9 protein-coding genes and 1 pseudogene are annotated in these 11,790 nt (G+C 63.9%); 8 read left to right on the top strand and 2 right to left on the bottom strand.

From position 1 onward, the window contains the following. Positions 1-296: 296 nt before the first annotated feature. From AC3WUM_RS21415 to AC3WUM_RS21385, 7 genes and pseudogenes are all read left to right on the top strand, one after another. Positions 297-749, top strand: coding sequence for a DUF2214 family protein (locus AC3WUM_RS21415; RefSeq protein WP_492412919.1), 453 nt, complete (start codon positions 297-299; stop codon positions 747-749). 634 nt (positions 750-1,383) lie between these two features. Further along, on the top strand, positions 1,384-2,463 hold the full coding sequence (locus tag AC3WUM_RS21410) for a ribonucleotide-diphosphate reductase subunit beta (protein ID WP_492412918.1): 1,080 nt from the start codon (positions 1,384-1,386) through the stop codon (positions 2,461-2,463). 146 nt (positions 2,464-2,609) lie between these two features. Continuing rightward, a pseudogene (locus tag AC3WUM_RS21405) lies at positions 2,610-3,993 on the top strand (IS5 family transposase). A 192-nt stretch (positions 3,994-4,185) separates the two neighbouring features. Continuing rightward, positions 4,186-4,665, top strand: a complete 480-nt coding sequence (locus AC3WUM_RS21400; protein ID WP_492412917.1) for a hypothetical protein — start codon at positions 4,186-4,188, stop codon at positions 4,663-4,665. Between the two features lie 661 nt (positions 4,666-5,326). Continuing rightward, a complete protein-coding gene (locus AC3WUM_RS21395) occupies positions 5,327-6,106 on the top strand; it encodes a nuclease-related domain-containing protein (RefSeq protein ID WP_492412915.1) in 780 nt (259 codons plus the stop codon). Between the two features lie 137 nt (positions 6,107-6,243). After that, complete coding sequence (locus AC3WUM_RS21390) at positions 6,244-6,666, top strand: hypothetical protein (RefSeq protein ID WP_492412913.1); 423 nt, start codon at positions 6,244-6,246, stop codon at positions 6,664-6,666. Between the two features lie 274 nt (positions 6,667-6,940). Further along, positions 6,941-8,077, top strand: a complete 1,137-nt coding sequence (locus tag AC3WUM_RS21385) for a hypothetical protein (RefSeq protein ID WP_492412911.1) — start codon at positions 6,941-6,943, stop codon at positions 8,075-8,077. Between the two features lie 117 nt (positions 8,078-8,194). Here AC3WUM_RS21385 and AC3WUM_RS21380 read toward each other — a convergent pair whose 3' ends face one another. Then, the gene (locus AC3WUM_RS21380; RefSeq protein WP_492412910.1) at positions 8,195-10,249 is read right to left on the bottom strand and encodes an amidohydrolase; all 2,055 of its coding nucleotides are present in this window, start codon (positions 10,247-10,249) and stop codon (positions 8,195-8,197) included. A gap of 768 nt (positions 10,250-11,017) precedes the next feature. Between AC3WUM_RS21380 and AC3WUM_RS21375 the strand changes: the two genes are divergently transcribed. Continuing rightward, entirely contained in the window at positions 11,018-11,182 is a 165-nt protein-coding gene (locus AC3WUM_RS21375; RefSeq protein ID WP_492412909.1) for a hypothetical protein, read from the top strand. An 86-nt stretch (positions 11,183-11,268) separates the two neighbouring features. Here the strand turns inward: AC3WUM_RS21375 and AC3WUM_RS21370 are convergent, their stop codons facing one another. After that, a complete protein-coding gene (locus tag AC3WUM_RS21370) occupies positions 11,269-11,697 on the bottom strand; it encodes an anti-virulence regulator CigR family protein (RefSeq protein ID WP_492412907.1) in 429 nt (142 codons plus the stop codon). Positions 11,698-11,790: the final 93 nt, after the last annotated feature.

Genomic DNA, 11,790 nt, shown 5'->3' with positions numbered 1-11,790 from the left:
CAAAGCTTTCGAACTCCAACCAGCCTCAGGCATCTTGACCTGAAACACAGTTGCTCTCCCGCAAGCGGGAGAGGGGAACAACATGGCGTTCGCGACCACAGGCGAGGCGACGGGTAGCAGCCGAGACTGCAGAGCCAACCTGACCTTCCTCTCTCCCGCCTGCGGGAGAGAGTCCCCGCGTAGCGGGGGGGAGAGAGGGCCGGCCGGAAAAGCATCACGCGCTCCCCACCCCTTGCACCCCGCCCCAATACCCCCGAACCTCCCCGCACCTACCGCCAGCCTCCGCCAGCCCGCCCATGCTCGTCCCCGTCATCATCGCCACGCTGCATTACATCGCCGTCTTTCTGCTCGTCGGCGCCGTGTTCGCGCAGATGTATCTGTTCAAGCTGCCGCCGAACGCCGACACCGTGCGCGGGGTCGCGCGTGCCGACATCGTTTTCGGCATCGGCGCCGTGGCGATTCTGATCACCGGCTTCGGCAACGCGGCGTATGCAAAGGGCATGGCCTACTACTTCCACAATGGCGCATTCCATCTGGCGCTGACGCTGTTCATCGTCTCGGGCCTGCTGTCGATAGCCCCGACCATCCGCTACCTGCGCTGGAAGAAAGCCGTCAACGCTAGCCTGCCCGGCCCGACCGACGCCGAGTGGAAGGCCCAGCGCAAATGGCCGCACATACACCTGACACTGTTCGCGATCATCGCGGCCTCCATGGCGATGATGGCCCGCGGCGTCATGGCGGGCGGCTAAAAGCAAGCTCATCGGCCGCACGCGCGACTTGCGTGCCTTGGTCGAGAACACCGCGGTGGCGGAGGCGGCGGCACGCTCGGGCCAGGCCTGCTGGCCTGCTCACGGCCGCAGCCACCCTGCGCCGTCATCGACCCTAGAGTCCGAGCCGACGTCTCGGCGCCCATCATCCTTGCAGCACCAGCCCCGCATCGTCCGGGGCTTTTTTATGGGCGCCAGCCTGACCGCACCGCCATCCACAGACAGGCTTGCAAAGCCTGTGCAAAAGTTGTGCTTTCGTGTGTATAACCACCACATTTAGTGCCCGGCTATCCAAGACCCCACTACAGATAGTGTTTTTCCACTTGACGCTCCCCGCCTCGCGGAGCAACCTAGAGCCACGTCCGTGCCAGCGGTCCACCCCGGCTCCAATGCCCGGTGCGCACCCGCCAGCCGGCTCGACCAGACCGGAAAACCTGCCCGCCAGAGCGTTGAATCTTCTGGCTCAGGGCAACTCATATAAAAGGATTGAAACATGTTGGATTGGGACGATGCCCCTGCTACCCCCGCCGCCAAGCCCGCCGCGCCTGGCCTGCTCGCCCAGCAGGCCCTGCAGTCCGCGCCTGTCGCCGCCCCCCGCTCCGCCCCGGCTGCCGTAATGGCTTCCGCTCCCACGCCCGTCGCCGGCGCCACCGGTCTCGAAGACCTGACCATGGGTGCCGGCCGCATCCACGTCGACGACAAGAAGATCATCAACTGCCGCGCCGACCTCAACCAGCTGGTGCCGTTCAAGTACAAGTGGGCCTGGGAGAAGTACTTGGCCGCCTGCAACAACCACTGGATGCCGCAGGAAGTGGGCATGAGCGCCGACATCGCGCTCTGGAACGACCCCAAGGGCTTGACCGAAGACGAGCGCATGATCATCAAGCGCAGCCTCGGTTTCTTCTCCACCGCCGACTCGCTGGTGGCGAACAACCTCGTGCTGGCCGTCTACAAGCACATCACCAACCCCGAGTGCCGCCAGTACATCCTGCGCCAGGCGTTCGAAGAGGCGATCCACACCCACGCCTACCAGTACATCATCGAAAGCCTCGGCCTCGACGAAGCCGAAGTCTTCAACATGTACCGCGAAGTGCCGAGCATCCACGACAAGGCCGCCTGGAGCCTGCCGTACACGCAGAGCCTGGCCGACGAGAACTTCCACACCGGCACGCCCGAGAACGACCAGCGCCTGCTGCGCGACATGATCGCCTTCTACGTCGTGTTCGAAGGCATCTTCTTCTACGTGGGCTTCGTGCAGCTGCTGAGCTTCGGCCGCCGCAACAAGATGGTCGGCGCGTCCGAGCAGATCCAATACATCATGCGCGACGAAGCCATGCACATGAACTTCGGCATCGACGTGATCAACCAGATCAAGATCGAGAACCCGCACCTGTGGACCGCCGAGTTCCAGGAAGAAGCGCGCAAGATGATCATCGAGGCGACGGAACTCGAAATCCGCTACGCCCACGACACCATGCCGCGCGGCGTACTGGGCCTCAACGCCAACATGTTCAACGAATACATGCAGTACATCGCCAACCGCCGCTGCAACCAGATCGGCCTCAAGGAAATCTACCCGGGCGCCGAGAACCCGTTCCCGTGGATGAGCGAGGTGATCGACCTCAAGAAGGAGAAGAACTTCTTCGAGACTCGGGTTACGGAGTATCAGACTGGTGGGGCGTTGAGCTGGGATTGATGGTTTTTCCTTCTAGTTAGTCGTCCCTGAAAAATCCAAAAAGTCATTCCCGGACAGCAAGATAGGCGCGGAAATAGCCTGTTGAAATTGCCGGAAAAGATAATGTCGGCGGATGGATTCCTGGCAATTTCAACAAGGGTTTTCGCATGCGGCATCAGCCCACTCCCGCTCAGAGCGCTGCGTCGGTGTCGACCGACCTGTTTCGCAATCGCCTGGATGCGCAGATCGATCTGCGGCATTCGTTGTGCAAGCTTTCGGCGGTGATGCCCTGGGACGCCATGGCCCAGCGTTTGTCTTCGGTGCTGCCAGCCGAGCCCAAGGGCGGCGGCCGTCCTGCACTCTCATTGCGATTGATGTGCGGGCTGCTGTATCTGAAGCACGCCTACGATCTGTCGGACGAAGCCCTCTGCGAGCGCTGGCTGGAAAACCCGTACTGGCAGTTCTTCTGCGGCGAAGTGTTCTTTCAAACCCGCTTTCCCTGCGATCCCTCGTCGCTGACGCGCTTTTCGCAAGCGCCTGGGTGAAGCCGGGGTGGAAGAGTTGCTCGCGCAGAGCATCGCCGCGGCCAAGGATTTGAATGCGATCAAGCCCGCTGATCTTTCGCGTGTGATCGTCGACACCACGGTGCAGGAAAAGGCGGTGGCCTATCCCACCGACAGTCGCCTGCTCGAGGTGGCGCGCAAGAAGCTCGTGCGGCTGGCCCGGCGTTGCGGCATCGCACTTCGACAGAGCTACGAGCGCGAAGGCCCGACGCTGCGCCGTCGCGCTGCCGGCTATGCGCATGCCAAGCAGTTCAAGCGCTTGCGCCGCCTGCTCAAGCGCCAGCGCACGATCCTGGGTCGCTTGCTGCGCGATGTGCAGCGCAAGGCCAGCGCGGAGCAGCACACCACGCTGTCACCGTGGCTGGAACGCATCGCACGGCTTCAGCGGCAGAAGCCCAAGGACCGGAACAAGCTGTATGCGCTGCATGCGCCCGAGGTCGAGTGCATCGGCAAGGGCAAGGCGCGCCACCCTTACGAATTCGGCGTCAAGGTGGGCCTGGCCGTCACCGCCAGACAGGGTTTGATCGTCGGTGCGCGCAGTTTTCCGGGCAATCCCTATGACGGCGACACACTGGCCGAGCAGATCGAGCAGGTTTCCATCCTCACGGACGTGAAACCCCGGCACGTCATCGTCGACCTGGGTTTTCGCGGGCGCAGGATCGACGGCATCGACATCCTGCATCGCGGCTTGAAGCACCTGACCCGAACGCAGAAGCGCTGGCTCAAACGACGGCAGAGCATCGAACCGATCATCGGCCACGCCAAGGACGATTGCCGGCTACGCCGCTGCCACTTGAAGGGGAGCACCGGCGATGCCATGCACGCCGTGCTCTGCGCCTCGGGCTACAACATTCGCTGGCTCATACGATGGATCGCCGCTGGGCTGCTCGCAATTCTGGCCATGCTGGGACGAGCGCTCGATCTTCAACGCGAGGCCTGCACATCCGATGACAGATATCCCTTTATCGGACACCTGGCTTTGACTTGAATTTCGGATTCTTCAGGGAGGACTAATTATTGGAACGCACAGTCTTACGCTTCCGCGCATCAATCAACTCACTCAACTCGTCAACTTCATCACAACTGCGAACTCCGTCACATACGGCAATCGGCTTCTCCCCTAGCGTTGGAACCACGAGTTCACTTCCGAACTCGCCCACCAACGCCAAGGAAGCCTCCCATGTCGCAAAACCTCGTCTCCCTCGACACCCTCCAAGCCGACCTGCCGGAAATCGATGCCGCGCTCGCCGTTCTGGAGCAGAAGTTCTCGACCTTCATTTCGCTGTCGGCCGATGAGCGTCAGGCGCTCTACAAGATGGGCGATGTGACGGAGCCGTTCTGCCGGCAGACCATTTCGCTGCTCGCGCAGAACCCTTCGGTGGTGCCGCCGACGCTGGACGTGGTGGAAGCGCAGAAGGATCTGGCCGATATCGATGCCCTACGCCCGCGCATCGCGCGGCTCACCAAGCTGCTGCGGCTGGCGGACGATACGGAGATCGCGCTGGGCAGCGATGTGCAGGTGGCGGCGTCGGACGGCTTCAAGTTCCTGACCATCGCCGGCAAGGGCCAGGGCCTGGAGACGCTGCTCAAGAACGTGCCGGCGCGCCGGCAGAAGCGGCGCGCGAACAAGACGGGCGAAACCGAGACGCCGGCCGCCTGATTCGAATCGGCTCCGGCTCCGAACAGCCGAGGCTTCGTAGGGCGGGCCGAGACCCGGCATTTTCGCGGTGATCGAGGCGATGAAGGCGGGGCTCGCCCCGCCCTACGAGGATGCAGATTCCTGCCGAGCTTTCACGCGGGAGTTGACGAGCTCCGCGCAACACTTCGGCACCTCATCGCGATGCGTTCGGCAGCTTAGCGAAACAGTTCGACACCTCTTCGCGAACAGGTCGAGACCTCTTTGCGCCGAGCCGGGCACCTCTACACCACGGCTACGGACCTCATCCGCAAGACCTCTCCACCTGTTTCGCCAAAGCTCCCGGCCTCATGCGAACGGTCCGGTAGCTTCCGCACATCGGTTCCCGAACTGTCCGTTGAAGCTCTGGAGCTGATACGCAGAAGCTGCCGAGCTGTTGCGTGGAAGGTTTTGACCTTTTCGCATGTCGCCACGAGGCGTTGCGGCAACGCACGAGGCGCAACGCCGGCCAGTCGCAAAACCAGCGCACGCCAGCAGGCGAATCCCGGGCAGGCGCGCAAAGTGGCTCGATGCCGGCGCTCGCGCGCCATCGCGCCCGGTTTTCGCGCCTCTCATCGGTAATGGCGGCGGCGCGCCAAGCCCCGCCGACAGACTGCAATCGTCCGAGTCCTCCGCATTCCACGCCATGTCGCCCATCACCCTGCTGCTTCCACTGACGCCTTACCTGCTGTTCTTCATCGGCATGGCGGTCCTGTCCGCCGTGCTGCGCTCCGCATGGTTCAAGGGCATCCTCGGCGAAGCGATATTGAAGCTATCCGCCTACCTGCTGCTGGACGCCAAGCTCTACCGACGCTTTCACAACGTGACGCTGATGACCGACGACGGCAGCACGCAGATCGATCACGTGTTCGTCTCTCGCTTCGGCGTGTTCGTGGTGGAGACCAAGAATCTCAAGGGCTGGATCTTCGGCGCGGCGAATCAGCCGATATGGACGCAGAAGATCTACCGCAACAGCTTTCGCTTCCAGAATCCGCTACGCCAGAACTACAAGCACACCAAGGCGATCGAAGCCGCGCTGGGCTTGTCGCCGGAGCAGGTGTTCTCGGTGGTCGTGTTCGTGGGCGGCAGCGAGTTCAAGACCGCGATGCCGCCCAACGTCACCTACGGCGGCGGCTGTGCGCGCTACATCCTCTTGCATCGGCAGCCGCTGTTCACCGACACGCAGGTGGAGGAGCTCTGCGCCGCGATCGAAGCCGGAAGGCTCACGCCGGGCTTCAAGACCTCGCGCGAGCACGTGCAGAACCTGCAGCAACGCCATGCGGCCCGCGCGGCCGAAACCAGCTGCCCTCGCTGCGGCGGCGCCATGCAGATACGGGTCGTAAAGTCCGGTCAGAACGCGGGCAAGCAATTCCTGGGATGCGTTTCATACCCACGCTGCCGCGGCATGCGGCAGCAACAGAGCTGAGCCGTTTTCTCACGCTGCGCATCGGCAACGTCAAAGCATTTGAATCTTGTTCGAACTCAGGCGACGATCATGCTTGGCGCTTGTCGACTCGATCATTTCGATCGGTCCGCCAATGCTGATCGACGGAGACCATGGCCATGGCAGCGAAGAAGAAGGCAGTGAAGAAAGCATCGAAGAAAGCGGTGAAGAAACCCGCCGCCAAGAAAGCGACGAAGAAGCTGGCGACCAAGAAGGGCGCTGCGAAAAAGGCGGTGAAGAAGGTCGCCAAAAAGGCCGTCGCCAAGCGCGCCGCCACCAAGGTGTTCAAGCGTGCGGCGAAGAAGGCGGTGAAGAAGGCTTCCGCGACGAAGAAGACCGCCAAGAAAGTCGCCAAGAAAGCGGTTAAGAAAGTGGCGAAGAAGGCTCCCACGAAAGCCGCCACCAAGAAGACCGTGAAAGCCCGCGTCAAGCGCGCCGTCCAGGTGGCCGCAGAAGCCGTGGCCGTCGTGGCACATTCGGTGGCCGATGGCGCCGACAAGCTCGCAACGCAGGCCGACGAGGTCGCGAGCAACCCGGTCTGATCGCTGCAAGCCGATGCAATGGATACCGCGGGGTGGCCGGAAGCCGGTTCGCCTCGCGGTGATCTTTCGAGGTGAAGCAGCACGCGCACGCTGTCCACGTGCGCTCTTTTCTGCCCCTCGCAATGCACGCGTGCCCGGCTCGTCAAGCCTCGCCGCCGACGCGATGCATGGAGCGCTGCCAGCCCCAAAACAGGGGGCAGTGCGCAGCAAGCCGCCGGCCTAGCATGAGCCGTCGCCTCCGTTCCCGGCGGCTCGTTCGCTCGCCGAGGCTCCCATGCGTCTTCCCGCCCTTCCCCGTCCTGCGCTGCGCGTCGCGGCATTCGCGCTGGCCTTGCTGAGCTGCGGCCAGGCCCTGGCCGATAGCTGCCTCAACACCGATTCGAAGAAGGGCAGCTATTCCGACGGCGACGCCCGCAATTCCGACTACGTCGCCTGCAAGCCCAGCGGGCCGACGGACACCTACGGCTCGGTCAACGCGGTCGGCTCGCAAGTGCAGGGCATCATCGAGCGCCGGCAGGCCGAAGAGGCGCAGGAGCGGGCCGCGTTCCAGGCCAAGCTCGAGGCCAATCGCGATCGCGTCAACGAGTGGGACCGCACGCGCTTCATGAACCTGCAGGAATCCACCGCGCACGCGGTGATTCCATCCAGCTACCGCACCGACGTGCAGGTCTACGCCAATGCCTCGGTGACGCCCGAGCAAGGCGCCGCGCTGCGCAGCGAGATCGAGTCGGCGATCCGTGGCGGTACGCTGCTGAGCAACTACGCGGACATCGCCGCGCAGGCGGACAAGCCCTGGGCCAAGAGCGGCGATCCGCTGCAGAACCACCGCATGTGCGAGGTTTCCGCCGAGCTCGCGCGCACGCTCGTCTACAGCGAGCCCAAAGACCCGGCCAAGGGCTTCGCGATCGCCAAGGCCGGTTGCGACGCGCATTGCGGCGGCACCTGCTACTGGCTTGGCCGCATCTACGAGGACGGCAACAAGGCCGCGCCGGGCGTGGACAAGCTGCTCGGCAAGCAGCCGCAGACGCTGATCCTGCAGGCCTACGACAACGCCATCGTCAACGGCATCGTCGCCGCCTACGAGCGCGAAGCCGAACTCGGCTGGCAGCCGCCCAAGCGTTACAAGGACAAGACCTACTACGACTTCAAGGAACTCGATTCGTACAGCTACTGGTACGACATCGACGACTATCGCCGCCTGGCCTACATGCAATACAAGCGCTGCCTCGCTGAGCAACCGAACAACCTCACCTGCGCTCGCGGCGTCAACGCGCTGATCAAGGATACGCAGGCCAACAGCTACGTCTGGCGCGACGTACTCAAGGACATCGACGGCGACGGCCGCATCGCCGAGTTCCAGGCCCTGCAGACCAAGCTCGAAGCACAGGCGAGCGTGTCGCCGGCGCAGTGAAGAAATCGCTGGTCCCACTCCGCTGGCGACGCTCCATCTGGCCTTCCGAGCGAACGGCGCAGGTCAGCCAAATCGCTGCAGCGGCGCGGCGAAAGCCCGGCCGCTGCAGCCTTTAACTCACTTCGGCCAGACCGGGGGCTGATCCGCGTTCGGGTTTGGGAAGTACTTGCCGTAGCGCGCCGTGCCGATCACGCGGATGCGGCTCAGCAGGTCCGGGTCGGCGATCACTTCCGCCGACAGCGGGCTTTCGGACAGCAGCACGAGGTCGGCGTACTTGCCGGCCGTGATCGAGCCGCGAACGCTCTCCATGCCGTACTGCTGGGCCGCATACGTGGTGAAAGCCTTGATGCCGTCGAGCAGCTCGATGCGCTGGTCGCCATTGACCGGGTCGGTCTTGTCGATCATCACGGTCGGGCACTTCGAGGTATCGCGGTTCGGATACCAGGCCGGCTGCTGCGATTTGCGCGTGACTGCGGCCCAGATTTCGAACAGCGGATACGGCGGCGTCACCGGCGAGTCGCTATGCAGCGTGAGGCTGCCGGTCTTCTGCAGCACTTCGCGCGAAGGATAGATCTGCCAGGTGCGCGCCGGACCGAGCACCTGCTGGCATTCGGGCAGCGAGTAGTAATAGACGTTGGGCGACATCTCGCTGACCACCGTGGTGCCCAGGGCCTGCAGCACGTCCAGGTTCTCGCCGCTGATCATCGGCGCGTGCAGCACGACGTCGCGCGTGCTGCCCGGCGGCCGGGACGCCTTGGTCGCCAGCAGCGCATCGATGGCGCTCTGGATGGCCGCATCGCCGATCTGGTGAATGACCATCGGAAAGCCGTTGGCGTGCGAGGCCTTCAGGCGCTCGGCGATCTGCGCCGTGCTCAGATCCGGCAGGCCGGTGTAAGGCTGCTGGAACAGCAGCGGATCCTTGAACGGCGCGTACCACTGCTGGTACGGCTGGAGCAGGTCCGCCGTGTAGCCTTGAGCCGAACCGTCGCTGAAGCTCTTGAGCGCAGCGACCGAGGCCAGCGGATCGCTGTCGCCGAACAGCTTGCGTCCTTCGAGGCCGGCGTTGATGGTGTCCTGGAAATTGGCGCTGTTGGCGTCATAGGCCACCAGCGCGACCGCGACCGGAAAGCGCTCGGGCACCGCCATCGCGGCCTTGTAGATCTTCATGACACCCGCGCTGACCGCGCCGTCCTGCACGAGTGTGTAGCCGTGCTGCGCGTAGATGTGCGCGCCCTTGTTGAGCAGGTCGAGCGCGAGTGTTTCGTTGCCCGGCCGGCTCAGCAGTTGGCCTTCGAAATACGAGGTGGCGTACAGCGACAGGTCCTCGTCGAGCTGCCCCATCAGCGCCAGCGCCTTCTCCTGCTTGACGTTGGTGGTCGGCTGGTGGCACTGCAGCGGTTGCGACTGGTTGTCCGGTGGGCAGATGTTGAGCATCGCCAGCGCCTGCGAGTTGACGTACGAAATGTGCCCGGACTCGCTGGTGACGTAGATCGGCATGTCCTGGGCGATGGCGTCGAGCTGCTGGCGGGCGGTGCCGTCTTCGAAGTTGGGGCAGTCGAAGCCCAGGCCATTGAGATTCGGACAACTCGGCCCGCGGCCGAGGCGCGACGGGTCGTAGTTGAACGCCATGACCGGGTCGGTCCGCTTTTGCTGCCGCCGCTCCTCGACCTTGGCCTTGATCCGCGCGATCACCTCGTCGTGGCTGGTCACCGGAATGAAGCACTGCTGCGGATCCTTGGGCGCGGCGCAGCGCGCGTCGTCCGGCGCGGGCTTGAACAGGATGTTGATGCTCGAGACATCGAGCCAGTTGTCGGGGTCGTTGTAGTACGCATAGCCGGACATATGCGAATGCGGGTCGATGAAGCCCGGCAGGATCGTCTGCCCGTCGGCATTGATGCGCCGCGTACCGACGCCGGCCTGCGCCTTCACCGCCTCGTTGCTGCCGACGAGCGTGATCAGCCCGTTTCGGACGGCGATCGCCTGCGCGATCGGCTGGCTCGGATCCAGCGTGATGACGTTGGCGTTGAAGAAGATCACCGAGGCATTGCCCGTATCGGGACTTCCGCCTTGCACCGCTCCTCCCGGGCTGCCGCAGCCCGCACTGCCCAGCACGACCGCACCCGCAGCCGCGATGATGCCCACACCGATCAGCCGGCGAATTGCTGTTCTCATGACTCCCTCCTGGATTGGACAACGAATGGCGCGGAAGCTTTTCCGCGACCTTGCCTGCCGCCCCGCGATCCACTTCCGAAGGCCTCCCACTTCGGGATGTGGCGTCCGCTGGGCGCACAACTCCGCAGCACGCCCGGACGGGACATGCCGATCTCTCGGTTGCTGGAATCCACGCTGCGTAGCCCCAAGCTGCGCAGTGCGATACGCCGGCGCTCGCGTGGTCGACGCGAATGCGCTCGGGCTGGCGTTGCAAAAACGATTTGCCGGGTCGGCTACAGGTTCACGACAGGTGGCGCATCTCCCAATGCGCCGAAGCCATTCGCTCGAATCGGCCGGATCGGCCGGCTTTCCGAGCAGATGCGCCGTACTCGGCGGCGCTCGCTCCTACCCTTCTTCTCGGACATCGAAGCTAACAGACCTGACCGGAGTGTCACCTGTAAAAAATGACAGTGATCGACGGGGCGGACGCATCCCGAAGCGAACCCGCACCGTAGTCATACAGGTGCCTGTCGACGCGAGAACCCCATGCCGGAATGAGCCCCTACGAGCGGAACTGGAGAAGCTGCGCCAGCAGCGCGTGCAGATGAAATCGACCCTCGAGCAGATTCGCGCGGCCCGGCGGGAACTCGCGCGCATCGTCGATCACCATCCGCTCAAGGCCGAGGGCCGGCCTCCAAGTCCCAAGCGCAGCTGATCGCGTCTTTTCGCTTCAGCGCACGGACCGGGGCCCTGCGTAGCGTGCTAGCGACTCATCCGCAGGAGCTAACCATGGCAGAAGACAACCCCGGCAGCGCAAGAGAACGCACGGCGCACGAGCAGGATGAAAGCAGCCGCGCGCAGGATGCCCAGCGATCAGGCGGCAAGAAGGAGTTCAAGCCCGTCAAATCCGATGGCCGGCCGCCCAGCAGCACGGGCAACCCCAAGCCGCTCTAGACGCTCCCCTCCAGGCGCTCGAGGCCATCGAGCAGACAACAAAAACCCCGCCGCGGCGGGGTTTTTGTTGTCCACGATTTGAGCTTTCAGCTGAACACGTCGACCAGCACCTCGGCGATCACCGCCGTGGCCACCTGCACGAGGATCAGGTCGGCGCCGTAGACGCGCCATTCATAGCCATCGTAGCGCGGCAGTCCCTGCAACATCGGGCCCGGCACCACTTTCTTGGCGATGCCCGGAGGCAGCGGCTTGCCACGCGCGAGGTTCTTGCGAATGCCCGGAGGCAGCGAGGCATAGCCGGTATAGCCGTGATCGACCGCGAGCCGGCGCGCGTCCGAGAAATTCACCGAGACATGCACCAGCGCATCGTCGCCATACGACTGCGACGCATGGCTTTTGCCATGCCCCTTGCCTTTCGATTTGCCCTTGCCTTCGGGCGGGTCCGCGAACGCGGCTGCGCTCGCGAGCATGCTTGCGCTGGCGATGATGGCGATCAAGGGCTTGGCTCGATTCATGGTCGTTCTCCGGTGGGAAGGCCGCTGCACGCTAGAGCCGCGAAGCTGAAGCAAAACTGTACGGCGGCTTTACCGAGGCCGCATTGATGCTCG

Source organism: Hydrocarboniphaga sp. FW305-C-57, from assembly GCF_058783045.1.
Note: the sequence above shows the minus strand (reverse complement) of the source record. Positions and strands in the feature narration are given on the sequence as shown.

What these genes read in the sequence shown, in the direction of transcription:
- AC3WUM_RS21395 (WP_492412915.1), top strand. Translation starts at nt 5,327, where the DNA reads ATGTCGCCCATCACCCTGCTGCTTCCACTGACGCCTTACCTGCTGTTC.
- AC3WUM_RS21390 (WP_492412913.1), top strand. Translation starts at nt 6,244, where the DNA reads ATGGCAGCGAAGAAGAAGGCAGTGAAGAAAGCATCGAAGAAAGCGGTG.
- AC3WUM_RS21380 (WP_492412910.1), bottom strand. Translation starts at nt 10,249, where the DNA reads ATGAGAACAGCAATTCGCCGGCTGATCGGTGTGGGCATCATCGCGGCT.
- AC3WUM_RS21410 (WP_492412918.1), top strand. Translation starts at nt 1,384, where the DNA reads ATGGCTTCCGCTCCCACGCCCGTCGCCGGCGCCACCGGTCTCGAAGAC.
- AC3WUM_RS21375 (WP_492412909.1), top strand. Translation starts at nt 11,018, where the DNA reads ATGGCAGAAGACAACCCCGGCAGCGCAAGAGAACGCACGGCGCACGAG.
- AC3WUM_RS21415 (WP_492412919.1), top strand. Translation starts at nt 297, where the DNA reads ATGCTCGTCCCCGTCATCATCGCCACGCTGCATTACATCGCCGTCTTT.
- AC3WUM_RS21370 (WP_492412907.1), bottom strand. Translation starts at nt 11,697, where the DNA reads ATGAATCGAGCCAAGCCCTTGATCGCCATCATCGCCAGCGCAAGCATG.
- AC3WUM_RS21385 (WP_492412911.1), top strand. Translation starts at nt 6,941, where the DNA reads ATGCGTCTTCCCGCCCTTCCCCGTCCTGCGCTGCGCGTCGCGGCATTC.
- AC3WUM_RS21400 (WP_492412917.1), top strand. Translation starts at nt 4,186, where the DNA reads ATGTCGCAAAACCTCGTCTCCCTCGACACCCTCCAAGCCGACCTGCCG.